The sequence below is a fragment of the Sutterella seckii genome, assembly GCF_009183815.1.
Lineage (GTDB): Bacteria > Pseudomonadota > Gammaproteobacteria > Burkholderiales > Burkholderiaceae_F > Sutterella > Sutterella seckii.
In genome coordinates this window covers 1-24132 of the sequence record NZ_WEHX01000032.1, presented here as the reverse complement: position 1 = coordinate 24132, position 24132 = coordinate 1, and the positions used below count along the sequence as shown (strand labels likewise).

Here is a 24132-nt window from a genome sequence, read left to right as displayed (position 1 = left end):
GCTGGCGCAGTTCAAAGGTTGGGCAAGGGAGATCGACCAATGGATCCGGAGAAGGATCCGGATGATCTACTGGAAGCGATGGAAGAAGATCCGTACGAAATACGAGACTCTCAAGAAACGAGGTATCGACAAGCAGAAAGCATGGGAATGGGCAAACACCAGTAAGAAATACTGGCGAGTCGCTTGCAGTCCCATACTACACCTAGCCCTTGGCGACGCCTTCCTTGAGAAGCAGGGATGGACTTGGATTGGACTAGCAGGGGCCCCAGTGGAATGGAGTGCATGTTAGGCCGTTAAGCCTTGATACTAGGAACCGCCGTATACGGAACCGTACGTACGGTGGTGTGGGAGGACGGCATGGGAACTAATCCCATGCCTCCTACCCGATTCTGCAGGGCGCCTTTCAGCGAAAAGGCGCCTGGGGTGTGCTTACTGCTTGTCCTCAACCGGATCGAAGCTGAGCGAAATCTCGCGCGGCATGTCCTCGCCCGCGCCTGGGCGCGGCAGCGGATTGCAGCGGCGGATCGCGCGGGCAACGGCGGCATCGTAAGCAGGCCACCCCGAGGGGGTCACAAGCTTCGGCGTTCCCACCTGTTCGCCCGTCGGGAGAAGCTGGAGGCTGTAGACCGCACGATACTGACCGGGCCGCGTGGTTGCGGGCACGTCGATCGTAATGTTGGGACGGATGCAGCTGCGCACCTGGTTGGACCAGGTGGCAAGCGCCGATCCCGTGAGGGACCGCCGGAAATTCCTGCGGTCGCCGGTTGTGGTGCCTGAGCGCTGAGCGTTCGGATCCACCTTGGCCGAAAGGCGGGCGAGCTCCTGCTCGCGGAAGCGCTGCGCAACGCGGCGGCGCTCCTCGGCTTCCTCGCGGGCCTTCTTTTCGGCAGCAGCCTTCCTTGCGGCTTCCTCGGCCTGACGCTTTTCCTCGGCGACCCGAAGCTCTTCGGCAATGCGGCGGGCTTCGGCCTCAGCGGCCTGGCGTTTTTCCTCGGCGATGCGGGCTTCCTCAGCCTTTCGCTGCTCCTCAGCGATGCGGGCCTCTTCGGCGCGGCGAGCCTCCTCAGCCTTCTTCGCTTCCTCGGCCTTCCTCGCGGCTTCAGCGAGCCGCTCCTGGGCAAGACGCTCTTCCTCGAGGCGCTTTTCCTCTTCCTGAGCGCGGCGGCGTTCGGCTTCAATCGCTTCCTGACGCATGCGCTCGATTTCCTCGGCGCGGGCGCGCTCCTGAGCAATGCGCTCCTCTTCGGCCCTGCGGGCTTCCATTTCCTCGCGGGCCTGGCGCGCAATCTGCTCCTCTTCAAGACGAGCGGCTTCGCGGGCTTGCTCTGCGGCGAGCTCTTCTGGCGTCGGCCCGGCAGGTTCCGGCGGCGCAGCAGGTTCAGGTTCCGGCTTGGGCTCAGGCCGGGGCTCCGGTTCGGGCTCGGGTTCCGCCGCCTTCTTTTCCGGGGCGTCCGCCTCGTCGCGGCCCGTTTCCTCGGGGACCTTCTCCGCGACGCCCGACGGGTCGGTGCCGCCCGAAACATCCTCGGGCGCCCAGAGTTCGGCATAAACCGTCTCCGGGGCCGTATTCCACTGGAACACGGTGAAGAGTCCTGCGAACAAGGCGCCATGAACCGCCACGGAAAGGATGGCGGCAGGGAGGCTGTCCTTCCGGTCTTCCCGGCGGAAGCGCTCGCGGGTGATCTCTTCTTCGGTGAGCTTGATCATGGGGCGCGCTCCTATCGCGCGGCGGCGGAACGCTCCACCTTGAGGGAGAGTCCGACGCGCTCGACGTTGGCAGCCTGAAGCGACTTCATGACGTTGACGACTTCCTCATAGCGGACGTTCTTGTCGGCCGCAATGACGACGGGGGTCTTGGGGTCACCCGCCTGGGCTTCCCGCACGGCGGCGACGAGCCCCGGCATGTCCGTAGGCTTCATGTCCTTTCCGGAGCGAAGCGACATCCGGCCGTCCGGATAGACGATGACCTCGACCACCTTTTCCGGCGCATTCGAAGCCTTGTTGACCGAGGGGAGATTCACCACGCTCGGATTCACGAAAGGTGCGGCCACCATCAGGATGACGACGAGCACGAGCATCACGTCGATGTAGGGCACGACGTTGATTTCGGCCATCAGGCCGCGGCGGCGGTTGCTGGAGCGAAGCGGCATGGCAGGTTAGCTCCGCGACTGGCGTTCGAGGATGTTGAGGAACTCCTCGCTGAAGCCCTCGACGCGGTTGGAAAGACGGCCCGTGCGGTTGTTGAAGTAGTTGTAGGCGGCAACCGCGGGAATGGCGGCAAAGAGGCCGATTGCCGTGGCGACGAGCGCTTCGGCAATGCCCGGAGCCACGACGGCGAGGCTCGCGTTCTCGAGGCTCGAGAGCCCGGTGAAGGCGTTCATGATGCCCCAGACCGTGCCGAAGAGGCCGATGTAGGGAGAGGTCGAGCCGATCGAGGCGAGAAGCGGAAGCCCCCCTTCGAGGTGGTCCATTTCACGCGTGAAAACGGCGCGCATCGCGCGCGAAACGCGGTTGACGACGTCGCCGCCCGAGGCCGGCGACTGGCGCTGCTTCATGAATTCATTCATGCCGGCGGCGAAGATGCGCTCCTCCATCCCGGCGGCATCGCGCGAACGGTTGGCGGTCTCGAGGAGCTTCGTGAGCTCGGTGCCGGACCAGAAGCGCGACTCGAAGTCGTCCGTCTGGCGCGTGGCGCGGGTAATCGCAAAGAATTTGCGGAAGATCACGGTCCAGCTCGCAAGCGAGAGCACGATCAGGATGGCGAGAACGATCTTCACCACAATGCTCGCATTGGCAATGAGCGTGAGGATCGAAAGATCGGCGGTAGCGTTCATCTGAGGAAAAAATGAATGTTTAAAAGAGAAAAGGGAAATCAGTTCGCAGGGGCTTCGGCTTCATCGAGAAGCCGGCAGATGCGCTCGTAGAGCTCATCCTTCATGGCGGAGGGCGCGAGCGTCGAGCGGTTTACGCACCCGACGCGCACTTCGCCCTCGGTCACGAGCTCGCCCTTCGCGTTGACGACGTTCTGCTCGAAGACGATGGAGGCGCGCCTCAGCTGCTTCACGCGGGTGACGACCGTAAGGTCGTCGTCAAGGCGCGCGGCTCTGCGGTAGCGGATCGAGACGCTCGCCGCCACAAAGAGCTGCCCGTCGGGGTTCGTGAGCTCGCCCGCCTGCGAGACGGCAAGCCGGCGCATCAGGTCTGAGCGCGCGCGCTCCATGTATTTCAGGTAGTTGCTGTGGTAGACGATGCCGCCCGCATCCGTATCTTCCCAGTAAATATGAACGGGAAATCGGGCTGTAAACTGAGACATAGTGCCAAGAAAAAGCTGAAAGAGCGAATCTTGAAGTAGGTGCCGCGCTCATTGGGGGCGCAAAGCATCCCGTAGTATAGGGGTTTGACCGCTGCGGACGAGCCCCGAAAGGGCCCGGCGGCAACGTTTTGCAATAGAAGAGAGGCATCATGGAGAGAGGCGTGAGGCGTCGAGGATGGATTGAGCGGGCGGCGGACGTGAGTCCGGCACTCTCCGCGGTGCTTTGCGCCGCCGCTGCAGTGCTCTCGGCCCTTCTTCTCGGCTTTCTGCTCCCGGAGGCTCCGACGAGTCCCCGGCCGCTTGCCGACTATGGAGAGAAAACGCTCTTTACGGCTTTCGGCTCGAGAAGCCCGAGAACGCTCGATCCGCAGAAATCCTATTCGTCGGACGAGACCGCTTATACGTATGCGGTCTATGAGCCGCTCTACCAGTATGCGTATCTCAAGCGCCCGTACGTGCTCGAACCCCGGACGGCCGAAGCCGTTGCGGCGCCGCTTTATTTCGACCGCGACGGGAAGGAGCTCCCGCCCGACGCCGATCCCGCCCTGATTGCGGAGTCGCGCTACGAAATCCGCATCCGCCCCGGAATCCGCTATGCGCCGCATCCGGCCTTTGCGAAGGGACCCGACGGGAAATATCTCTATCACGCCTTGTCGGCCGAGGAAGCCTCGCGCGTGAGAAGTCCTTTTGACCTTCCGAAGGCGGATACGCGCGAGCTTGTTGCCGCCGACTACGTGAACGGCATCCGCCGCATCGCGAGTCCGCAGGTGGCAAGCCCCATTTTCGGCACGATGAGCGCGCGGATTGTCGGATTTCAGGAATTTCGCGAGGCGCTCCGTCAGAAATGGAAGGCCATGCGCGATGCGGGCGCTCCCTCCGACGCCTGGCTCGACCTCATGAGCATTCCGTTTGCGGGCGTTGAGGTGGTTGACCGCTACCGCTTCCGGATCCGCGTGAAGGGCAAGGACCCGCAGTTCTCCTACTGGCTCGCGATGACGTTCTTCGCGCCCGTGCCTCAGGAAGCGGAAAAGTTTTACGCCCAGCCCGGACTCCGGGCCAACAACGTGTCGCTCGACACCTGGCCCGTCGGCACGGGCGCCTTCCGGATGAAGACCTTCCTTGAAAACCGCCGCCACGAGCTTGAGCGCAATCCCCTCTATGCGCACGGGACCTATCCCTGCGAGGGCGAAGCCGGCGACAGGAAGGCCGGGCTTCTTGCCGACTGCGGCAAACCGCTCCCCTTCGTCGACCGCGTGGTGTTTGAAATCGAGAAGGAAGCGATGCCGCTTCAGTCGAAGTTCCTCGCGGGCTACTACGACAGCCCCTTCATCGAGCTCGTTGATACGGGGCTAGGCTACCTCGTTGCCATGGAGGACGATCCCGGAAAGGCGAGCCTTTATCGCGAGCGCGAACTCAAATTCCCGAAAACCGTTCAGACGGGACTCTGGTACCTGGGCTTCAACTGGCTCGATCCGGTGGTCGGGGGCGGGAGGACCCCTGAAGAGGCGGAGCGCCACCGGTACCTCCGTCAGGCGATCGCGATTGCGGTCGACTGGGAGGAAAACATTGCGATCTTCCAGAAGAACCAGGGGATGCCCGCGCACGGGCCGATTCCTCCGGGGCTCTTCGGCTGGCGCGACGACGGCCCCTCGGCCTTTAATCCCGAGGTGTATGAGAAGGACGCTTCCGGAAGAGCCGTGAGAAAGCCGATTGAGGAGGCAAAGCGCCTTCTCGCGCTCGCGGGCTACCCGGACGGGCGGGACGCCCAGACGGGCGCGCCCCTTGTTCTCTATTTCGACTATCAGAATGCCGCTCAGGGCGGCAGCGCCTATCTCGAGTGGTATCAGCGGCAGTTCAAAAAGCTCGGCATTCAGCTTGAAATCCGGGCGACCGACTACAACCGCTTCCAGGAAAAGATGATGAAGGGCGCGGCCCAGATCTTCTTCTGGGGGTGGAATGCGGACTATCCGGATGCGGAAAACTTCCTCTTTCTCTTCTATGGTCCCAATGGGAAGGTGAAGAACGAAGGCGAGAATGCCGCGAACTATGAGAGCGAAGCATTTGATGCGGCGTTCCGCGAGATGCGCTTCCTTGAGGACGGTCCCCGGCGGGCCGAGCTCATCGACCGCATGATCCGGATTCTGCAGAAGGATGCGCCGATCCTTTTCGGCTACTTCCCGCCCGGGGCTGCGGCCTACCACGCGTGGGTGGGGAATGCGAAGCCATCCGGCATGGTGCAGAACAGCCTTCAGTATCTCAAGGTCGATGAAAAGACCCGCGTTGAGCGTCTGATCGAATGGAATAAGCCCGTTCTCTGGCCGTTCGGGCTCCTCGTCTTCTCTCTCCTGATGCTCCTGAGGGGCGCGGCGGGACTCATCGTGCGGCGCGAAAGCCTGAGAATGCGGCCGCTTGAAAGGAAATAAAGAGACATGCTCACCTATCTCATGAGGCGCATCGCCTACGGCGTGCTCATTCTTTTCGGCGTCAATCTCCTCACCTTCGTGCTCTTTTTTGCCGTCAATACGCCCGACGACATGGCGCGCCTCAATCTGGGCGGCCGGCGCGTGACGGCGGATGCGATCGAATCGTGGAAGGCGGCGCGCGGGCTCGACAAGCCCCTTTTCTTCAACGGCGAAAAAGAAGGCGCGGAGAAGCTCACCGACACGATCTTCTTTGAAAAGAGCGTCCCGCTCCTCGTGCTCGACTTCGGCAGAAGCGACAGCGGCCGCGACATCGGGTACGAGATCTCCACCCGCATGTGGCCCTCTCTTGCGCTCGCGCTTCCGACCTTCGTCCTCGGGCTCATCGTGATGGTCTCCTGGTCGCTTCTTGTGGTCTTCTTCCGGCGAACGAAGGTGGAGGCGGCGGCGATCGGTCTCTCGGTATTCCTCATGTCCATTTCCGGGCTCTTCTACATCATCGTCGGGCAGTGGCTCTTTTCCAAGGTCATGCAGATTGCGCCCGTCTCTGGATGGACGGACGGGCCGGGGATGATCGCCTTTCTCGTGCTTCCGGTGCTGATCGCGCTTTTCTCGCGCCTCGGGAGCGATACGCTTCTCTACCGCGCCATGTTCCTCGAGGAAATGGGGCGCGACTACGTCCGCACGGCGCGCTCGAAGGGGCTGACTGAGGGCGAGGTCTTAAGGCGCCACGTGCTCAGGAATGCCCTTCTTCCCATCATCACCTCGTCCGTTGCCGTGATCCCGATGCTCTTCATGGGAAGCCTCATCATGGAGAATTTCTTCGGCATCCCCGGGCTCGGGAGCTATACGCTCGACGCCCTCGGCGCGCAGGACTTTTCGATTGTCCGCACGATGGTGTTCCTGGGGACCCTTGCCTACATTGTCGGCCTTATTCTTACGGACCTTGTCTACGCGTGGGTTGATCCGCGCATCCGACTTTCCTGACCGAGACTTCCCGAAGCAACCGAATCATGCTCCCCGTCATTCTTCCCACGGACATCGTCGCCTGGCTCCTCGTCGCCTTTCTCGTCTGGGCCGTTTATTTCGTGAGGCGCTCCGAAGACCTCTCGCGCCGCTGGAAGCGCGTCTTCGCGCGGCCGGCGGCAGCCGCTTCCGCCGCCATTCTCGGGGTTTTTCTTCTCACGGCGCTCGCCGACAGCATTCACTGGAGGGACGCCCTGCCTCCGGCTCCCGGCGCCGCTCAGGATGCGCCCGCGGCCTATTCGGCGGAAGTGAAGTCGCTTCTTGACGTCTTCATTCTCGAAAGGCTCGGCGCGGCAGGGGACGAACGAAGCTATTCGCGCCCCTTTGCAACGCATGAATTCGACCGCACGACCGTCATCCGGGACGGCAAGGCCGTTCGCGACTACCAGCCGCTCATCCATGCCGGAAAGCTTCCTCCCCATCGGACAAAACTGGTGGAGATCGCGAGAAGGACCCTCATTGCTGCAATCGCTGGCGGTGTGACTGCGATTCTCGGCTGGATCTTCATCGGGCTCTTCATTGCGCACCGGCGGGGAAGGACTTTTGCCGAGGCGATGAAAATCATCGGAAACCGCGACGGGAGCTTCCCTTTGCGGCCGGCGCTTCTCACTCTCACCGTCTTCTGGCTTCTTTTCGTCTGGCTCCTTCTCGTCTGGCCGGGGTGGCACGTTTTCGGGACGGATGCCGTCGGCAACGACGTCCTCTACGAGGCGGTGAAGAGCATCCGCACGGCCGTCGTGATCGGCACGCTCGCAACGCTCGCAACGCTCCCCTTCGCCGTGACGCTCGGCATTGCCGCGGGGTACTTCAAGGGCCGCGTAGACGACGTGATTCAGTACATTTACACGACCATCTCCTCGATTCCGAGCGTGCTCCTCATTGCGGCCTCCGTCCTCATGGTGCAGGTCTTCCTCGACAAGAACGACGGGTGGTACCAGACAAGCCTTGAGCGCGCGGATCTGCGCCTCATGCTCCTTGCCGTCATCATCGGCATGACTGGGTGGGCAACGCTCGCGAGGCTTCTGCGGGCCGAGACGATGAAATTGTCGACACTTGACTTCGTGACGGCCGCAAAGGCCCTCGGCGTCAGCCCCTTTGCGATCATGCGCAGGCACATCCTTCCCAACGTCATGCACATCGTGCTCATCGTGACGGTGCTCGATTTTTCGGGGATCGTGCTTTATGAAGCCGTTCTTTCCTATGTCGGGGTCGGCGTCGATCCGGCGATGCACTCCTTCGGGACCATGATCAATGCGGCGAGAAGCGAGCTCTCGCGTTCCCCGATGGTCTGGTGGAACCTCGCGGCAAGCTTCATCTTCCTTGTTGCGCTGGTGCTTCCGGCAAATCTCTTTGCTTCGGCCGTAAGGGATGCCTTCGATCCGCGCGCCGCGGCGAAAAGCGCTCCTCAGGAAGAAAAGAACGAGAAGGAGGAATCGTGAGCGAAAAGCCGCTGCTCTCCGTAAAGGACCTCTCCGTCGACCTTCCGCTTGAAGGCGGAACGCTCCATGCGGTGAGGCATGTCTCTTTTGATCTGAAGCGGGGCGAAACGCTCGCGCTTGTGGGTGAATCCGGCTGCGGCAAAAGCATGGTTGCCTCCGCTTTGATGCGGCTTCTCCCCGAAGATGCGCGGACTCCGACGGGGCGCATTGATTTTGACGGGACGGAGCTCCTCTCCCTGATGGAATCTGAAATGCGCGCCTTCCGGGGCGCGCGGATCGCGCTCATATTTCAGGAGCCCGCAACGAGCTTCAATCCGGTGATGACCGTTGGCGCGCAGATCGTGGAAATGATCCGGGCGCACCGGAAAATGACTTCGGGTGAAGCTCGGGCGACTGCCGTTGAGTGGCTCCGGCGCGCAGGCGTTCCCGAGCCCGAGCGGCGCTTCGACGCCTTCCCGCATGAACTCTCGGGGGGCCTGAAGCAGCGCGCGATGATTGCGATGGCGCTTTCGGCCGAACCCGACATCGTGATCGCCGACGAGCCCACGACGGCGCTCGACGTGACGCTTCAGGCGCAGGTCCTCGATGAACTGAAGAGGCTGAAGCGCGAGCGCGGGCTCACGCTCCTTCTGATCACGCACGACCTCGCGCTCCTCCCGGGAATCGCCGACCGGGTGGCCCTCATGTATGCGGGCGAAATCGTTGAGACCGCGCCCACGGAGGATTTCTTCCGTGCGCCGGAGCACCCCTATGCCCGGGCGCTTCTTGAGGCGCTACCCCGGGGGGAGAGCCGCGAAAAACGGCTTCACCCCATTGAAGGGACGGTGCCGCTTCTCACGCGCACGCCGGAGGGCTGCGCCTTTGCGCCCCGCTGTCCCTATGCAGAGGGCCGCTGCAGAAGCGAGGCGCCTAGGGAAAAGGAGAGAGGAGACGGTCAGGGAACCGTGCGCTGCCGGCGCGCGGGAGTGCTGTCGGCCCCAAAGTCGAGGAATGACGGCGAAGCGCTTTCTGAAAGCTCTGAAAGGGAAGCGGACGGAGCGCTTCTCGAAATCCGGCATCTCTCCGTGAAGGTAGAGCCCAAAAGCCTGCGGGACAAAGCGGCGGAGCTTCTGCGGAAGGCGAAGCCCCGCGTGATCCTTCCGGACCTCAGCCTTGAAATTCCCCGCGCCCGCACGCTCGCGCTCGTCGGCGAATCGGGCAGCGGAAAGACGACGGCGGCGCTTGCGGCGCTCGGGCTCCTCGGGAGCGGCCTTCACGCGGAAGGGTCTGTTCTCCTTAAGGGCGAATCCTTCCGCGCGGGAGCGCAGAGGCCGCTCCGCTTCCGGCGCGCTGTCCAGGTGGTGTTTCAGGATCCCTTCTCGTCGCTCGATCCCCGCATGACGGTTGAGGAGCTCATCGGCGAAGCGCTCATCGCCCTTTGCCCGGAGCTCAATGGAGAAGAGAGAAGCGCCCGCATCGGGCGGCTTCTTGACGAAACGGGGCTCCCGGCCGGAAGCCGAACGCGCTATCCGCATGAATTTTCGGGCGGGCAGCGTCAGAGAATCGCGATCGCCCGGGCGCTTGCCGCCGAGCCCGAAATCATTCTGCTCGACGAACCCACGTCGGCGCTCGACGTCTCCGTGCAGGCGCAGATTCTCAATCTCCTTCTGAGGCTTCAGAAGGAGCGCGGGCTTTCCTACCTTCTCATCACGCACAACTTCGGCGTCGTCGAATATCTCGCGCACCGGATTGCCGTGATGGCAGGCGGACGGATCGTGGAGGAAGGACCGGCGGTGCAGGTGATGAATTCGCCCCGAGACCCCTATACGCAGAGGCTTCTCGCAAGCGTGCCGAGGATCCGGGTTCCTTAGCTCTGCGCGAATAGCGAGGCGTTCCCGGGCGCCGTCGGCGGCGTAAGTCCGAAGTGCTGCCAGGCGAGGAGCGTCGCCACGCGTCCGCGGGGCGTCCGCTGCAGGAACCCCTGCTGAATGAGGTAGGGTTCGACCACGTCCTCGAGCGTTTCGCGGTCTTCGCCGATCGCGGCCGCAAGGTTGTCGATGCCGACGGGGCCGCCAGCGAATTTTTCAAGAATTGTGAGGAGGAAGCGCCTGTCGATGAAGTCGAGCCCCACCGGGTCGACGTCGAGCATCGTCAGGGCGGCTGAAGCCACCTCGCGCGTGATCGTGCCGTCGTGCTTCACTTCCGCATAGTCGCGCACGCGCCGCAGAAGTCTGTTCGCGACGCGGGGCGTGCCGCGGCTTCGGCCGGCGATTTCGGCCGCCCCTTCTGGCTCAATCGCCACGCTGAGAAGCTTTGCGGATCTCCGCACGATCGTGGTGAGTTCGTCCTTATCGTAGAACTGAAGCTGGTTGACGATACCGAAGCGCGCGCGAAGCGGGTTGGTGAGCGAGCCCGCGCGGGTAGTGGCGCCGATCAGGGTGAAGGGCGGAAGGTCGAGCTTGATCGAGCGCGCGGCGGGGCCTTCGCCGATCATGATGTCGATCTGATAGTCCTCAAGCGCCGGGTAGAGGATTTCTTCCACCACGGGCGAGAGGCGATGAATCTCGTCGATGAAGAGCACGTCGTTCTTTTCAAGATTCGTGAGGATCGCAGCAAGGTCGCCCGGTCGCTCGAGCACGGGGCCCGAGGTCTGCCTGAGATTCACGCCCATTTCGGCGGCGACGATGTGGGCGAGCGTCGTTTTGCCGAGACCGGGAGGTCCGAAAAGAAGGAGATGATCGAGCGGCTCCCCGCGGCGGCGGGCGGCTTCGATGAAGATCTGAAGCTGCTCGCGCACGGCGCGCTGGCCGACGTAGTCGGCGAGCTTCGTCGGACGGAGCGCCCGGTCGATGTTCTCTTCGTTGGGGCTTGCGCAGGCGCCTTCGATGATGCGGGTTTCAGAGTCGGACATGGATGGAAAGGCGGAAATCGTCGGTAAATTCTGGATGCAGTCAGTCGATCTCAGAGCCCTGAGATGAGGCTCAGATCCGATCGGCAGGCGCCCTCTCTTTTTCAGGAGGCCTCAAAGGATCGAATAAGGATCCCAATCATTTTTTGGTAATTGTTGCACAGACGAAAACAGGCGTTCGCGGAGTAATTAAGGTTGCACATAAAAACCAGCCGGACGCCTCGCCACGCAGTATAGCAACCGCAGGGACAATCTCCATCGCGCCGTTCAAGTCCGGATAACTGCCGGTTTACGGCCGGCGGATGCCGTCTGATAATCGATGGATGAGTGGGTTGAAGAGGAGGCTCTCATGAGCTCCGCGTCTATTCGAAATCCAGCGCTCGAGAGGAGCGCGGACGCCGCGCTGCGGCGCATTTTCGGCTTCATAGCGTTTTATTCGCTTCTCATCTTCTGCGGCCTCATCGTTTTGATTGCCGCCTGCGGCCTCACGTGGTGGGTGCTGGGAACGCTCATCCCGGCTCTTCTCCAGCATCTCAAGCTGGTGGTGCTCCTCCTTGTGATGCTTGCCGGCATCTGGGGCGTTGCACTCCTTGTCGGCGGCATCCTGATTGAGCCGCTCTTTCGGATTGAGAAGTCGAGCCCCGGGAGAGCCCGGATCGTGACGAAGCAGGAAGCTCCGGAGTTGTTCGGGCTGATCGAGGAAACGGTGCATGAGGTCGGCGCGTCCATGCCGAAGACGGTCTATATCACGCCGGACGCGGACGCCTGCGTGTTCTTTGACGCGTCCTACTGGGGCCTCTTCAAGGGTGCCGAAAAGAATCTGAGCATCGGCATGGGCCTTATGGCGGACTTGTCCCGGAGCGAATTCAAGGCCGTGCTCGCGCACGAATTCGGGCATGTCGCGCAGTCGGCCATGCGGTGCGGATCAGCCGTCTGGATTCTGAATCAGATGATTGACGCGCTCCTTTCGAGCCGAAGCCGCTTTGATGAGCGCATTGACGCATGGGCGCAGGCGGATTCGAGACTTTGGCGCCTTTTCGGGAGCGCTGCGAAGCGGCTCCTGCGATTCATCCGAGGCCTTGTGCTCAAGCGCTGGATCAAGCTCAAAAAAGCAGATCTTTCGCTTTCCCGTCAGATGGAGTTTGATGCCGACGCGGCCGCAGGGCGGACAGCCGGCATCACGAACACGATTTCCATGCTTGCAAAGCTCCCCGTGCTCTCGCGCAGACAAACGCTCTGCAGCCGGCTGATCGCTCAGTTCTACCGAGAGAAAGGCGAACTCCTGACGGATTTCTGGGGCGCCTATCGGTCGCTGGAACACCTCTTTGAGCGCAATGACGGGGTGAGGCTCTCTGCTTTGGAGCCGCTTGCCATGATTCCGGCGGGCTTTGAAGGAAGCGACGCACGGCTCTCGCTCGAAGACGTCTGGGATACGCATCCGGTGATTGCTGATCGAATCGAAGCGCTGCGCCGGCTGGCGGGCGACGCGTCTGAGGATGATGCTCAAGGAGCCGAATCGCATTCTCCGGCAATGTCTCTCATTCCTGCCGCCCTGGCGATGGCCGTGGGCGCGGAGGCCCTGTCAGCGGTGACGGGCGTTGATCCGACGCGGGCCGGGAAGACGAAGGAATCCCGGGGAACATCGCAATTTGCCGTCTGGGCTCAAGGGGAGTTCTCGCGTTACATCCCGCCGGTCTCGCTTGCACCGTACGTTGATCGGGATCTTGTTGAGTTTGATTTGTCGACGGCAATAGAAAACGCGCTCGCGGCGCCGCAGCCGGATCCTTTCATCCCTGCCAACGATGCGGACGTGCGGCAGTATGCCGCTGCGCTTGAAGACGCCGGCGCGCTCAGAGATATTCTGCTGAGCCGCCGCGAAGCGGAGGCGCTCCGCTACGGCTCCATTCGGGTCGAGGATTTGAATTCGAAGAACCTCGATGAGGCGCTCTCTCAGCCGATGGCGCTGGCTGAGGAGCGGCTTCAATCGCTCGAGCCGCGCGTGAGGACGATTGACGAAGCGGTCTTCAAATGGCTTTATTCGCATGACCGCGGTGCGGTTGCGCGGTCCTACTGCGACATTTTCTATGCGCAGAGCTTCCTTTCCTCGGCAGACACGCTTGCGGATCGCGGGGAGCGCCTTCAGGCCTGGCTCGACCGTGTGAACGAGCAGCTTCTCGACGCGAAGAAAGCGGAGGCGGAAGTCTTCATGAAGGAAACGTCGGCCTTGATGGACGACGTAACGGCACTGCTGCCTTATATCGACTGGGACGCGCTTGAAGACGTTGAAGATGCAGCAGGATTGCAGGAGCTGCGCCGGACGGCCGATAGTTTCGTCGCCAAAGATGAGAATGAAGCCGAGGAAACTGTGGAAACGCGAACGCTCACCTCATTCGCGCAAAACATCGTGCAACTGCATGAAACCCTGAGGCAGGCCGCAAGAGGCTTCATTGCGGATCGGGTTTACGAGCTCAGAGCCGCTGGCCCGGACATGACCGGGCTCGGGAGCTCTGAGGAGGATGCGTAGTCTTCTGCCTCAAGGCTCCGGGAAAGGCTCCCGGCGGCAGTCACCGCGAAAGCGACTTGAGGGCAAGCCGGATGCCTTCGGAGACGCCCGTGTCTTCGGGCACGCGCTTTGCTGCTGCCTGCGCTTCCCGGTCCGAATAGCCGAGCGCAATGAGAGCGGCGGCGATGTCCGCACGGGCGCTTCCCGGGGCGCCAGCCGGAACAGAGAGCGTTCCGCCCGAGAGCTTCCCCTTCAGTTCAAGAATGAGGCGCTCCGCAGTTTTCTTGCCGATTCCGGGAACGCGCGTGAGAAGTCCCGTTTCGCCCGATTCGATGGCGCTCGCAAGCTGATCGGCCGTCATTCCGGAGAGCACGGCGAGCGCAATGCGGGGGCCGACCCCGGAAACGCGGATGAGCGTGCGGAAGGCCGTCTGCTCGGCCTTCGTGGCAAAGCCGTAAAGAAGCTCCGCATCCTCGCGCACCACGAGGTGCGTGAAGAGCGTCACGTCCCCTCCGAGATCGGGAAGGTTGCAGAAGGTCGACATGGGGACGTCGACTTCGTAGCCGACCCCGCCCACATCAATCAGCACCTGCGGGGGATTCTTTTCAATGAGTTTTCCGTGAAGGCGGCCGATCATGGCTTTTCTCCTTTCTTGGCGAGAAGGCTCGTCCAGGCGGCGCGTGCGCCGCGCCCGGAGGCGCCCCGGCGCGCCGTGGCATAAATGCGGCTCGTGCCGCCTGATTTTTCGAGCGCCCGCATGCGATGCATGCTCGCCGAGCAGATGGCGCAGGCAAGCGCATCGGCTTCGTCGGGCCTCGGCGCTTCAGCGAGCGCTAGAAGCCGCATCACCATCTCCTGCACCATGAGCTTGTCGGCGCGCCCCGAACCGGTAACGGCCTGCTTGATTTCGCTCGGCGTGAATTCCTCCACGCGAAGGTCCGCGAGGTCGGCGGCGCAGAGCGCCGCGCCTCTTGCCTGACCGAGGAGCAGCGTGCTCTGCGGGTTCACGTTGACGAAGACGCGCTCGCAGGCGCCTCGGTCGGCGCATGGCGCGCGATGATTTGGGTGAGTTCGCGCGCAATGGTGCCGAGGCGTTCAGCAGTCTCGCCCTTCGGGACATCGATGACGCCGGAGGCGACGCGGCGGCAGGAAGAGCCTTCCGCGTCAACGATCCCCCATCCCGTATGGTTGAGGCCCGGATCGATGCCGAGAATGCGGATCATCGCGGATTATTTCGGCATGCCGGGAAAGCCTCCGCCCATGCCGGGAAGCCCCGAGCCCCCGAACATGCGCATCATGCGAGAGAGTCCGCCCTTCTTCATGCGCTTCATCATGTCCTGAGTCTGCTCGAACTGCTTCAGGAGCCGGTTGACTTCCTGCACCGGGACGCCCGCGCCCATCGCGATGCGCTTCTTCCTGCTCGCCTTGATGAGTTCGGGCTTTCTTCTTTCCTGCGGGGTCATCGAGTCGATGATGCCGAGCGTGCGCTTCAGGCTCTTCTGCACGTCCTCGTCCTTCACCTTGCTCGCGGCCTGCTGGAACTGCGCGGGCATCTTTTCAAGGATCGAGGAGAAGCTGCCAATGTTGCCCATCTGCGCGAGCTGCGCGCGGAAGTCCGTGAGGTCGAACCGGTCGCCCGTGGAGAGCTTCTTCGCGAGCTTCTGCGCTTCGGCGATGTTGATCGACTTCGTCACGTCCTTCACGAGGCCGACGATGTCGCCCATGCCGAGGATGCGCGAGGCCATGGCTTCAGGGTCGAAGGGCTCGAACCCGGTGAGCTTTTCGGCCGTGCCGATGAACTTAATGGGTTTGCCCGTGACGTAGCGCACGGAGAGCGCCGCGCCGCCGCGGCTGTCGCCGTCGGCCTTCGTCAGCACGATGCCCGTGAGCGGAAGGCGCTCATTGAAGGCGCGCGCCGTATTGACCGCATCCTGACCGAGCATGGCGTCGATCACGAAGAGCGTTTCAGCGGGCTTCAGGAACGTGTTGAGCTCAGCGACTTCCTGCATCATCGCTTCGTCGATCGCGAGGCGGCCCGCCGTATCGACGATCAGCACGTCGTAGAAGCGCCGGCGGGCTTCGGAAACCGCGCGCGAAGCAATGTCGAGAGGCTTTTCGCCCACCGTGCTCGGGAACCAGTCGGCGCCCGCCTGTTCGGTGACGGCCTTCAGCTGATCAATAGCGGCAGGGCGGTAGACGTCGCAGGAAACGGTGAGGACCTTCTTTTTCTGGTCGGTCACGAGCCAGCGGGCGAGCTTGCCGGCGGTTGTTGTTTTGCCGGCACCCTGAAGGCCCGCGAGGAGAATCACGGCAGGGGGCTGCACGCGGAAATTAAGCTCTCGCTCTTCGGGCGGGAGGTCGCCCCCGATGATCGCGGTGAGTTCGCGCTGCACGACGCCGACCAGGGCCTGGCCGGGGTTGAGGTTTCCGACCACCTCTTCGCCCATTGCCTTTTCCTTGATGCGCGCGAGCACTTCTTTCACGACGGGAAGCGCAACGTCGGCTTCAAGGAGCGCCAAGCGCACCTCGCGGAGCATGTCCTTGGTGTTGGCTTCGGTAAGGCGCGCCTGGCCGCGCATTGTCTTGACGATCTTGGAAAGACGCTGGCTGAGTGAATCGAGCATGGAGATGTCGGCGGGTGCCGCGTTGTGGCTGGCGGTCTCGAGCAGAGCGCTTTCAGGGGGAATGCCCGGAGCATGCCGCCCTCTCTGAAGGCGGGATCAGGCATTCAAATTCAGCGCTTGGTAAGGCGCAGCCTTAGAATGAACAGACACTGACCCGGAACTTCAATTTCCAATATTGAAAAGAGGCTCAACGGGTCAGAAGCGAACGCATTATTTTAGAAGAGCGCCGCGTTCTTTGCGCCCGGGCTGCTCTTCCTCGGGAAAATTTTCTATTGCGAAGCTCCAAATGTCAGTTCTCCTCATTTCCACCGGATTCGCCGCGCTTCTCTACCTTCTGAGCGGCATCTGCATCGTCACCGCGATGAAGAAAGGTGCGGACGCGAAGGCGTCGAGCCTTCTGCGCTGGCCGGTGCTTCTCGGCCTCATTCTTCATGGATACGCCATTCAGGGAGAAATGTTTCAGTCCGAAGCCGTGCATTTCGGATTCGGCTACGCCGTCTCCGTGATGTTCTTCTTCGCGGTGATCATTCTTCTCATTGAATCCTGGGTGCACCGCCTGCACGGGCAGTTCGGCATCGTCCTGATCGCGGCCGCCTTCGGCGCCATCTTCCCGGTGCTTTTCCCGGGGAACGCGCTTCCCGCGGCGGACTGGACGCCCTTCTTCCGCTTCCATCTCCTCGCCGCGCTCGCCGCCTACAGCTTCATGACGATTGCGCTCGTGCACGCCGTTCTGATGTACATGCAGAACCGGCACCTGAAGGAGCCGGGCGAGGGTGCGGGCTTCATCGACTCGCTCCCCGGCCTTGTCGTCATGGAGCGGATCTTCTTCCGGATTGTTGCCTGCGGGTTCCTGCTCCTTACCTTCGTGCTCGTGAGCGGCGCCTGGACGACGAAGGAAACCTACGGCGTCTTCTTCCATTTCGACCACAAGATGATCCTCACGTGGATCTCCTGGATCGTCTTCGGCATTCTTCTTCTCGGACGGTGGCTGGCCGGTTGGCGCGCTAAGACGGCGCTTCGCCTCTTCTGGGCGGGCTTCGTCGTCTTCGTCATTGCCTATTTCGGCTACAGCTTCATTCTGGAAGTCTTCTGATATACCGCTATGAGCCGCATTCTTTTCTTTCTCGGCATCTTCATCGTGATTGCCGTCGCCTGGGCGATCAGCCGCCGCCGGCAGTCGCTTTCCATTCAGGAGCGCGATGAGCTCGAGGAGCTCCGGCGCAACGAGCGCGGCCGCAAAAATGCCCAGGCAGTGATCGGCGAGCCCATGGAAAAGTGCGAGGAATGCGGCACCTACTTTCCCCGCCGCGAGGCGGTGCGCCGCGGCACGCACATCTACTGCTCGGCGCGCTGCCGCGACAAGGCCTCGAAGCGGGATTAAGGCGTGCAGGAACTGCAAAAACCTTCCGGCTGGCTCGAGGGCGTTCATCGCCGCTTGAGCCCGTTTTTTGATGACCGTCCGGAAAATACGCCGGTTTCCGTCGCCGTCATTCACTTTATTTCGCTTCCCGCCGGCGAGTACGGCGGCGACGAGGTGGACCGGCTCTTTACGGGGCGCATGACGCCCGACTGCCCCGACTATGAAGCGCTCAGGGGCCTTCGCGTTTCGTCCCACTTCTTCATCCGCCGCACGGGCGAAACGATTCAGTACGTCAATATTTTCGACCGCGCCTGGCACGCGGGGCTCTCCAACTTTCGCGGACGAAATGCCGTCAATGACTTCTCGGTCGGGATTGAGCTCGAGGGCTGCGGCGAGGAGCCCTTTGAAGATGCGCAGTATTTGGCGCTGAAACAGCTTCTCTTCGCGCTCTCGCAGCTTCTCCCGCTTCGCTATGCCACGGGACACGAGACCATTGCGCCCGGACGCAAAAAGGATCCCGGCCCCTTCTTCGACTGGGAGCGCCTTCGAGCCGCGCTCCCTGCCGGCATGTCGCTCGCCATTGCGACTGAGGACTGCGACCGGGAGATGCTCAAAGCGCGCATGCGGGAGCTCGGACTGGGTTAGGTGGTTCCTCGGGCTTAGTGCATAATGGGCGCACCTCAATCATCAAACATCAAACGGATGCGTTGCCCATGCTTGGTTCCGTTCTTCAGTACGTGCTCGGTATTGTTTTCGGCTTTTTCGGAGCAGTGCTGCTCCTGAGAGCGTGGCTCTACTATTGGGCGCTTTCGCCGAGGCACCCGCTTTGCGAGCTGACCCGCAAAATCACCGACTGGCTGGTCGCGCCCCTCTCGAAGGCGCTGAAGCCGAAGGGCGGCATTGACTGGGCCTCCGTCGTCGCGGCCTTCTTCACGGCCATCATTGCGGTGCTTCTCCACCGCACGCTCGGGCAGCTTCCTGCCACGCCCGTGGGGCTTCTCATTGCTCCCTTCGCCATGCTTCTGCGCTGGGCGCTCGAGATGATTTCCTGGGGCGCGATCATCTGGGCGGTGCTCTCCTGGGTCAACCGCGGCCATCCGATGACCTATACCCTCGAGATGCTCCTCAACCCCTTCCTCGCGCCCATCCGGCGCGTGCTTCCCACGTTCCGCGGCATCGACTTCTCGCCCCTCGTGCTCATCGTCATCACGAACGCGCTCCTCATGCTCGTCGTGCCCCTCTCGCGCGGCTTCATTCTCCTTTGAAGCCCCGTCGTTTTCGTGAGGACTCTTTCATGAGAGACGTCGCGAAGCGGCCGGCAGGCTGAAGTGCCGCAAGCCTGAATAAAGCAGCCGGACGCGAGCAGTCAGAGACATCCTTGAAAAAGTGCGGCTTCAGAAATTAGGGACTCCCCACATCCCTTCATAGTCTTTGCGAACGCCGTCGAGCGTCAGCGAATAGTCCTGCGCGCTCGGCGACGCGACCTTCCGTGCGGCGACAATGGCGCCGATGCGGGCGCTCACAACCGGATCAAGGCCGCGCCCGAGCCCGTAAAGGAAGCCTCCCCGCATGGCGTCGCCCGCGCCGACGGGATTCTGCGCAGCAACAGGCAGGGGCTCAATGGGCACGGCGGTGCTCGCTTGCGGCAGGAAGAGGCTCGCTCCGCGGCTTCCGTGCGTGCGAAGGACAAGCTTTCCCGTCCGGCAGATGGCTTCGGAAGTGAGACCGGTCTTTGCCTCAAACCCTTCCGCCTCGAAGTCGGAATAGGCGATTCCGAAGGAGCGGGAGAGAAGGCTCTCGAGTTCCTCAGCAGAAAAAAGACTCAGCTCCTGTCCGACATCAAAAAGATAGGGGATCCCGCGGCGAACGCATTCGTTCGCGGCGTTGAGCGTTGTCGTCTTCCCGCCGGGAGACAGAATGGCGAGCTTCGGGCGAAGGTCGTTCCCGTCGCGCCGGGGCCAGGGGACTTCCCGGGAGCGGTTCATGGCTCCCGGATGAAAGACCGCCAGCTGAGAGCCGAGGCTGTCCGTAAAAATGACGCACTGAGCCGTATAGACGTCGGGGAAGCATTTGAGCCCTTCCGTTGAAATCCCGAAGGACCGGAAGCGCGAGAGATAGTCCTCTCCGTCCATGCCGAGCGCGCCCCAGATCACCGGATCTCCGCCGAGGCGCTTCAGGGCGAAAGCGATGTTGGCGGCGCAGCCGCCGAAATCGCGCCGCATGCCGCTCGCGAGGAACGTGGTGTTGAGGTTCCTCAGGTTGCCCGAAAGCTGACGCGCGAATTCACCCTCATGGGCGAAGATCGTGTCGTAAGCCACGGACCCGGTGATGAGAACGCTCATAGGCCCAGAGAATCCGCAGAAATCGGACGAACCGTGATGCCGGCCGCTTCGTGGGGGAGCGCTTCCTTAAAGGCGATGGCGGTGCTGACGGATTCGCCTGCCGGGAGCACCGCAGGCTTCTGCGGGAAGCCGTATTCAGCGGGCTCCAGCACGCGGGAAGCGAGCGTATCGCCCGCCGGATCGAGAAGCTTGATCTCAAGGACCGGAAGCTGCTGCGGAAGTGCGGAGGCGTTCGTGAGCGTCACGCGCGCGGTGGGTCTCAGTAACCCGGCCTGAGCGTCCGCCTCGAGCGAGGCTTCTGCGCGGAATGCCTTTACGTCCGCCCAGACGAAGCCCGGGCAGGGCAGCTTCGTGCAGACGTTTTCGTAGACGGGCCTAAGGAACGGGGCCTGCGCGAGCACGAAGCCGTGCATCATGAGAAAGGCGCTTGCGCATGCAACGGCAAGAAGAATCAGCACCAGGACCGCAAGGAGGAACGAGCGAACGGGCGAGCGCTTCGGAACGTAGACGGCTGCGCGGGGATCCGCCGCGGGCGGCGTATCGTCGGCGAGGAGCGGCACATCCGGCACGTTGTCTTCAGGGAGAACGGTGCGCTTCGCTTTTTCCAGCATGGCTTCGTCGAGCTTCCTGTCGGGAACGACGACGCTCTCGGCGGTCTCAGCGGCAAAGATCCGCCCGCACGCGCCGCACCGGTATTCGGGAGCGGCATCCTTCACGCGCCAGAGCGCGCCGCAGGCGGGACACTTGATGACCTCGGCCATGATGCTTATGCCTCCGCCTGAGCGCTGCGGGTGCCCGCGAGGCACACCCAGCCGTTTTCCTCGCGCCAGAGCTTGAGCGGAAGTCCGGGATCGGCGGCGCGGTAGGCGGCGATCACTTCGTCGGCCTGGCGGGCAAGAATGCCCGAGAGGACGAGGCTTCCGCCCGGGGCGACGCGGCCCAAGAGCGCAGGCGCAAGGAGCTTCAGGGGATTGGCGAGAATGTTGGCGACGACGACGCTGAATTCGCCTTCCGGCATGGATTCAGGGAGATGGAAGTCCGCTGCGCAGCCGTTCCTTTCCGCATTGTCGCGGGCGGCTTCAACGGCCTGCGGATCGATGTCGGTGCCGGTCACGCGGCCCGCGCCCAGCTTCTTCGCGCCGATCGCAAGAATGCCCGTGCCGCAGCCGTAGTCGAGGACGTTGTCGGCGGGCTTTAAGTTTTCGTCGAGCCAGTTGAGGCAGAGGCGGGTCGTCGGGTGAGAACCCGTGCCGAAGGCGACGCCCGGGTCAAGACGAATGATGACGGCATCGGTCGCGGGAGGCTCGCTCCAGGAAGGAACGATCCAGAGCCGGGGCGACACGTGGGAAGGCTGGAACTGCGCCTGAGTGATGCGCACCCAGTCCTGGTCCTCAACGTCGCTCGTTTCAAGAAGCTTCGGCGCTTCGCAGCCGGCCTGCGCGACAGCGGCGTCAAGCGCGCCCTTGAAGTCGAAGCCGTCGGCGGTCAGAACGGAGATGATCGAGCGCGGCCAGGCCTGCGTCTGAGGCTCAAGACCCGGCTCGCCGTAAAGCGGCTGCTCGTCGGTGCTGTCGGCATCGGCGTCCTCGAGGGCGGCAGAAAGCGCGCCGGCATCAAGAAGCAGATCAGAAATTTCCTCAGCGGATCGTTGGTCGGCGAGGATTCGGTATTCACGCATGACGGATCTTCCGGTAGGCCGGTTGTTGGTGCCGGCTAAAAGAAACGAAAAAAAGAGAAGCGGAACCGTTAAGCCGGCTTCCGCTTCCGCAGGATTCTAAATGAAGGAAGGATCCGAAGACTCGTGGTTCCTTAAAGGAGCTTGTTTTCCCTGAGCCAGTCGCGCACATCTGGATCGGTCCGGCTCACGCCGCCGTAGGAGAGAAAGTGCGTGCCGAGCTTCACGCCGGGAAGGAGCGACTCGAATTCCGAGCGCACTTCCATGAGTCCGCCGCCGCCGTGGGTGCTCATCGTGAGGACGAACTTCTTCGTGAGATCAACGGTCTCCATCCAGGTCTTGAGGGGCTGCGCCGGGCGGTGCCACCAGGTGGGCGTCCCGAGAATCACGACGTCGTACTGATCAAGGTTGATGCCGAGAGGCTTGATCGGGCGCTTCACGTTCTTTTCAATTTCTTCCTTCACGACTTCGGTCGTCGCACGGTATTCATCCGGGTAGGGCTCAACCGTTTCAATGTGAAAGAGGTCTGCACCCGTCATGCTGCGGACGGCTTCAGCAACGCTCCGGGTGTGCCCGGTCCTGGAGACGTAGACGACGGCAATGCGGGGCTTCTTGTCGGCGGCAGAGACGGCAAGCGGGAAAAGACCTGCAAGCGCGATGGAGCAGAGATTGCGGCGGGTGATCATGACTCATATCCTCCGGACTGAAGAAGTGTTCTGATGTGATGGAAAAAGTCTAGAAGCGCCGTGCGCCTCCTGATTGACGGAAACTCCCCGGCGCTTGCCTGATCATGTCGATTCGCGAAAAGAAAAAGCCGGCAGTAGAGACTACTGCCGGCTTGGGTGAAGCGCTTGAAAGTGCTTTCAATCAGGCGACGCCGCCGTCCTTGCGCTTTCTTAGCTTTTCCTCGAGGTAGTGAATGCTCGTGCCGCCGCTCGCGAAGCGTTCGTCGGCAAGGAGCAGGCGATGAAGCTTCACGTTCGTCTTAATGCCCTCGCAGGCGAATTCCGAGAGCGCGATCCGCATGCGGGCAATGGCCTGCTCGCGGGTATCGCCGTAGGCGATGAGCTTGCCGATCATGCTGTCGTAATAGGGAGGAACCGTGTAGCCCGCAAAGACATGGGTGTCGATGCGGATGCCGGGGCCGCCCGGAAGGTGCCAGGCCGTGATCTTTCCCGGGCAGGGCGTGAAGGTGAAGGGATCCTCGGCATTGATGCGGCATTCGATCGCGTGACCGCGGAATTCGAGGTCGCGCTGCTTGAAGCGCAGGCGCTCGCCCGCAGCAATGCGGATCTGCTCGCAGACGATGTCGACGCCCGAGATGAGTTCCGACACGGGGTGCTCGACCTGCACGCGCGTATTCATCTCAATAAAGTAGAACTCGCCGTTTTCGTAGAGGAACTCGAACGTGCCCGCACCGCGGTAGCCGATGCGGCGGCAGGCTTCAACGCAGCGGCTGCCGAGCTTTTCGATCGCGCGGCGGGGAATGCCGCAGGCCGGAGCCTCCTCGAGCACCTTCTGGTTGCGGCGCTGCATCGAGCAGTCGCGCTCGCCTAAGTAGACCGCATTCTGGAAGTTGTCCGAGAGAACCTGAATCTCAATATGGCGCGGGTTCTCGAGGAACTTTTCCATGTAGACGGTGGGGTTCCCGAAAGCCACGCGGGCTTCCTCGCGCGTCATGCTGACGGACGTGAGGAGCGCGGCCTCCGTGCGCACGACGCGCATGCCGCGGCCGCCGCCGCCGCCCGAAGCCTTGATGATGATCGGGTAGCCGATCCTGCGGGCGATCTTGACGATCTCCTCGGGATCATCGGGGAGCGCGCCGTCGGAGCCCGGAACGCAGGGGACGCCCGCTTCCTTCATGGCCTGCTTGGCGCTCACCTTGTCGCCCATGAGGCGGATGGTTTCGGCGCGGGGACCGATGAAGGCGAAGCCCGAGCGCTCAACCTGCTCGGCAAAGTCGGCGTTTTCCGAAAGGAACCCGTAGCCGGGATGAATCGCTTCGGCGTCGGTGACTTCAGCTGCCGAAATGATGGCCGGGATGTTGAGGTAGGAGAGCGAAGAAGAGGCCGGTCCGATGCAGACGCTCTCGTCGGCGAGACGCACGTACTTGGCGTCGGCGTCTGCGGTGGAGTGCACGGCAACCGTTTTGATGCCCATTTCGCGGCAGGCGCGCTGGATGCGCAGGGCGATTTCGCCGCGGTTGGCGATGAGAACTTTTCCGAACATGTGGGTCTTTCCCCGTCGTCCTTATTCCAGAATCACGAGGGGCTGACCGAATTCGACGGGCTGACCGTTCTCGGCGGCGAAGGCCTTGACGACGCCGTCCTGATCGGCTTCAACCTCATTCAAAAGCTTCATGGCTTCGATGATGCCGATCACCTGGCCCTTCTTCACATGGTCGCCCACTTCGATGAAGGGAGCGGCGCCGGGCGAGGGAGCACGGTAGAAGGTGCCGACCATCGGGCTCGTGATGGAGAGCGCGGCCGAGGGTGCGGGAGCAGCGGCAGGCGCGGGCTGGGCGGCGGGGGCAGCGGCGGCCG

Annotated in this window: 22 protein-coding genes and 1 pseudogene; 9 read left to right on the top strand and 14 right to left on the bottom strand. The window is 62.5% G+C overall.

The window, feature by feature from the left end; all coding sequences use genetic code 11:
- Nucleotides 1-429: 429 nt before the first annotated feature.
- Genes tolA through GBM95_RS06215 form a run of 4 tightly spaced genes read right to left on the bottom strand, consistent with a single transcriptional unit; the run spans nt 430 to nt 3313 of the window.
- Nucleotides 430-1707 (bottom strand): cell envelope integrity protein TolA, encoded by a 1278-nt coding sequence (gene tolA / locus GBM95_RS06230; RefSeq protein ID WP_152158304.1) that lies wholly within the window; start codon nt 1705-1707, stop codon nt 430-432.
- An 11-nt stretch (nt 1708-1718) separates the two neighbouring features.
- Entirely contained in the window at nt 1719-2150 is a 432-nt protein-coding gene (locus GBM95_RS06225) for an ExbD/TolR family protein (RefSeq protein ID WP_152158303.1), read from the bottom strand.
- Between the two features lie 6 nt (nt 2151-2156).
- A complete protein-coding gene (tolQ, locus tag GBM95_RS06220) occupies nt 2157-2834 on the bottom strand; it encodes a protein TolQ (protein WP_152158302.1) in 678 nt (225 codons plus the stop codon).
- Between the two features lie 38 nt (nt 2835-2872).
- Nucleotides 2873-3313, bottom strand: coding sequence for a YbgC/FadM family acyl-CoA thioesterase (locus tag GBM95_RS06215; RefSeq protein WP_152158301.1), 441 nt, complete (start codon nt 3311-3313; stop codon nt 2873-2875).
- A gap of 161 nt (nt 3314-3474) precedes the next feature.
- On the opposite strand from GBM95_RS06215, the gene GBM95_RS06210 reads away from it, so the two are divergent.
- The 4 genes from GBM95_RS06210 to GBM95_RS06195 are packed head-to-tail and all read left to right on the top strand — an operon-like array spanning nt 3475 to nt 10048.
- The gene (locus GBM95_RS06210) at nt 3475-5736 is read left to right on the top strand and encodes an ABC transporter substrate-binding protein (RefSeq protein WP_226963186.1); all 2262 of its coding nucleotides are present in this window, start codon (nt 3475-3477) and stop codon (nt 5734-5736) included.
- Nucleotides 5737-5742: 6 nt separating this feature from the next.
- Nucleotides 5743-6720 (top strand): ABC transporter permease, encoded by a 978-nt coding sequence (locus GBM95_RS06205; RefSeq protein ID WP_152158299.1) that lies wholly within the window; start codon nt 5743-5745, stop codon nt 6718-6720.
- A 26-nt stretch (nt 6721-6746) separates the two neighbouring features.
- Nucleotides 6747-8198, top strand: a complete 1452-nt coding sequence (locus GBM95_RS06200; RefSeq protein WP_152158298.1) for an ABC transporter permease — start codon at nt 6747-6749, stop codon at nt 8196-8198.
- Nucleotides 8195-10048 (top strand): dipeptide ABC transporter ATP-binding protein, encoded by a 1854-nt coding sequence (locus GBM95_RS06195; protein ID WP_226963185.1) that lies wholly within the window; start codon nt 8195-8197, stop codon nt 10046-10048. Before GBM95_RS06200 ends, GBM95_RS06195 begins: the two co-directional genes overlap by 4 nt.
- Here GBM95_RS06195 and ruvB read toward each other — a convergent pair.
- On the bottom strand, nt 10045-11088 hold the full coding sequence (ruvB, locus tag GBM95_RS06190) for a Holliday junction branch migration DNA helicase RuvB (RefSeq protein ID WP_152158297.1): 1044 nt from the start codon (nt 11086-11088) through the stop codon (nt 10045-10047). The two genes, GBM95_RS06195 and ruvB, sit on opposite strands and share 4 nt — an antisense overlap.
- Nucleotides 11089-11434: 346 nt before the next feature.
- On the opposite strand from ruvB, the gene GBM95_RS06185 reads away from it, so the two are divergent.
- On the top strand, nt 11435-13609 hold the full coding sequence (locus GBM95_RS06185; RefSeq protein ID WP_193222603.1) for a M48 family metalloprotease: 2175 nt from the start codon (nt 11435-11437) through the stop codon (nt 13607-13609).
- Between the two features lie 40 nt (nt 13610-13649).
- Here GBM95_RS06185 and ruvA read toward each other — a convergent pair whose 3' ends face one another.
- From ruvA to ffh, 3 genes and pseudogenes are all read right to left on the bottom strand, one after another.
- Entirely contained in the window at nt 13650-14225 is a 576-nt protein-coding gene (gene ruvA, locus GBM95_RS06180) for a Holliday junction branch migration protein RuvA (protein WP_152158295.1), read from the bottom strand.
- Nucleotides 14222-14808 (bottom strand): annotated as a pseudogene (ruvC, locus tag GBM95_RS06175) (crossover junction endodeoxyribonuclease RuvC). Before ruvC ends, ruvA begins: the two are co-directional and overlap by 4 nt.
- A 9-nt stretch (nt 14809-14817) precedes the next feature.
- Nucleotides 14818-16212: a signal recognition particle protein gene (gene ffh / locus GBM95_RS06170; RefSeq protein WP_152158294.1), complete on the bottom strand. Its 1395-nt coding sequence runs from the start codon at nt 16210-16212 to the stop codon at nt 14818-14820.
- A gap of 286 nt (nt 16213-16498) precedes the next feature.
- On the opposite strand from ffh, the gene GBM95_RS06165 reads away from it, so the two are divergent.
- The 4 genes from GBM95_RS06165 to GBM95_RS06150 all read left to right on the top strand — a co-directional run bounded on the left by GBM95_RS06165 (nt 16499) and on the right by GBM95_RS06150 (nt 18837).
- Nucleotides 16499-17305 carry a cytochrome C assembly family protein gene (locus GBM95_RS06165; protein WP_152158293.1) on the top strand — a complete coding sequence of 269 codons (807 nt, stop codon included), beginning with the start codon at nt 16499-16501 and terminating at the stop codon, nt 17303-17305.
- A gap of 9 nt (nt 17306-17314) precedes the next feature.
- The gene (locus GBM95_RS06160) at nt 17315-17593 is read left to right on the top strand and encodes a PP0621 family protein (protein WP_152158292.1); all 279 of its coding nucleotides are present in this window, start codon (nt 17315-17317) and stop codon (nt 17591-17593) included.
- Between the two features lie 3 nt (nt 17594-17596).
- Nucleotides 17597-18217, top strand: a complete 621-nt coding sequence (ampD, locus tag GBM95_RS06155; protein ID WP_374046826.1) for a 1,6-anhydro-N-acetylmuramyl-L-alanine amidase AmpD — start codon at nt 17597-17599, stop codon at nt 18215-18217.
- A 68-nt stretch (nt 18218-18285) separates the two neighbouring features.
- Nucleotides 18286-18837, top strand: coding sequence for a YggT family protein (locus tag GBM95_RS06150; protein WP_152158291.1), 552 nt, complete (start codon nt 18286-18288; stop codon nt 18835-18837).
- 129 nt (nt 18838-18966) lie between these two features.
- Here the strand turns inward: GBM95_RS06150 and GBM95_RS06145 are convergent, their stop codons facing one another.
- The 6 genes from GBM95_RS06145 to accB form a co-directional block, all read right to left on the bottom strand.
- On the bottom strand, nt 18967-19914 hold the full coding sequence (locus tag GBM95_RS06145) for a carbohydrate kinase family protein (RefSeq protein WP_152158290.1): 948 nt from the start codon (nt 19912-19914) through the stop codon (nt 18967-18969).
- Nucleotides 19911-20675 (bottom strand): DUF3426 domain-containing protein, encoded by a 765-nt coding sequence (locus tag GBM95_RS06140; RefSeq protein ID WP_152158289.1) that lies wholly within the window; start codon nt 20673-20675, stop codon nt 19911-19913. The genes GBM95_RS06145 and GBM95_RS06140 overlap by 4 nt, the downstream gene beginning before the upstream one ends.
- Before the next feature lie 5 nt (nt 20676-20680).
- Nucleotides 20681-21592 carry a 50S ribosomal protein L11 methyltransferase gene (gene prmA, locus GBM95_RS06135; protein WP_152158288.1) on the bottom strand — a complete coding sequence of 304 codons (912 nt, stop codon included), beginning with the start codon at nt 21590-21592 and terminating at the stop codon, nt 20681-20683.
- A gap of 131 nt (nt 21593-21723) precedes the next feature.
- Nucleotides 21724-22275: a flavodoxin gene (locus GBM95_RS06130; protein WP_152158287.1), complete on the bottom strand. Its 552-nt coding sequence runs from the start codon at nt 22273-22275 to the stop codon at nt 21724-21726.
- Nucleotides 22276-22456: 181 nt separating this feature from the next.
- A complete protein-coding gene (accC, locus tag GBM95_RS06125) occupies nt 22457-23818 on the bottom strand; it encodes an acetyl-CoA carboxylase biotin carboxylase subunit (protein WP_152158286.1) in 1362 nt (453 codons plus the stop codon).
- A gap of 21 nt (nt 23819-23839) precedes the next feature.
- Nucleotides 23840-24132, bottom strand: a 293-nt coding sequence (accB, locus tag GBM95_RS06120; protein ID WP_152158285.1) for an acetyl-CoA carboxylase biotin carboxyl carrier protein, incomplete at its 5' end; no start/stop codon positions are given.

What these genes read in the sequence shown, in the direction of transcription:
- tolA (WP_152158304.1), bottom strand. Translation starts at nt 1,707, where the DNA reads ATGATCAAGCTCACCGAAGAAGAGATCACCCGCGAGCGCTTCCGCCGG.
- GBM95_RS06225 (WP_152158303.1), bottom strand. Translation starts at nt 2,150, where the DNA reads ATGCCGCTTCGCTCCAGCAACCGCCGCCGCGGCCTGATGGCCGAAATC.
- tolQ (WP_152158302.1), bottom strand. Translation starts at nt 2,834, where the DNA reads ATGAACGCTACCGCCGATCTTTCGATCCTCACGCTCATTGCCAATGCG.
- GBM95_RS06215 (WP_152158301.1), bottom strand. Translation starts at nt 3,313, where the DNA reads ATGTCTCAGTTTACAGCCCGATTTCCCGTTCATATTTACTGGGAAGAT.
- GBM95_RS06205 (WP_152158299.1), top strand. Translation starts at nt 5,743, where the DNA reads ATGCTCACCTATCTCATGAGGCGCATCGCCTACGGCGTGCTCATTCTT.
- GBM95_RS06200 (WP_152158298.1), top strand. Translation starts at nt 6,747, where the DNA reads ATGCTCCCCGTCATTCTTCCCACGGACATCGTCGCCTGGCTCCTCGTC.
- ruvB (WP_152158297.1), bottom strand. Translation starts at nt 11,088, where the DNA reads ATGTCCGACTCTGAAACCCGCATCATCGAAGGCGCCTGCGCAAGCCCC.
- GBM95_RS06185 (WP_193222603.1), top strand. Translation starts at nt 11,435, where the DNA reads ATGAGCTCCGCGTCTATTCGAAATCCAGCGCTCGAGAGGAGCGCGGAC.
- ruvA (WP_152158295.1), bottom strand. Translation starts at nt 14,225, where the DNA reads ATGATCGGCCGCCTTCACGGAAAACTCATTGAAAAGAATCCCCCGCAG.
- ffh (WP_152158294.1), bottom strand. Translation starts at nt 16,212, where the DNA reads ATGCTCGATTCACTCAGCCAGCGTCTTTCCAAGATCGTCAAGACAATG.
- GBM95_RS06165 (WP_152158293.1), top strand. Translation starts at nt 16,499, where the DNA reads ATGTCAGTTCTCCTCATTTCCACCGGATTCGCCGCGCTTCTCTACCTT.
- GBM95_RS06160 (WP_152158292.1), top strand. Translation starts at nt 17,315, where the DNA reads ATGAGCCGCATTCTTTTCTTTCTCGGCATCTTCATCGTGATTGCCGTC.
- GBM95_RS06150 (WP_152158291.1), top strand. Translation starts at nt 18,286, where the DNA reads ATGCTTGGTTCCGTTCTTCAGTACGTGCTCGGTATTGTTTTCGGCTTT.
- GBM95_RS06145 (WP_152158290.1), bottom strand. Translation starts at nt 19,914, where the DNA reads ATGAGCGTTCTCATCACCGGGTCCGTGGCTTACGACACGATCTTCGCC.
- GBM95_RS06140 (WP_152158289.1), bottom strand. Translation starts at nt 20,675, where the DNA reads ATGGCCGAGGTCATCAAGTGTCCCGCCTGCGGCGCGCTCTGGCGCGTG.
- prmA (WP_152158288.1), bottom strand. Translation starts at nt 21,592, where the DNA reads ATGCGTGAATACCGAATCCTCGCCGACCAACGATCCGCTGAGGAAATT.
- GBM95_RS06130 (WP_152158287.1), bottom strand. Translation starts at nt 22,275, where the DNA reads ATGATCACCCGCCGCAATCTCTGCTCCATCGCGCTTGCAGGTCTTTTC.
- accC (WP_152158286.1), bottom strand. Translation starts at nt 23,818, where the DNA reads ATGTTCGGAAAAGTTCTCATCGCCAACCGCGGCGAAATCGCCCTGCGC.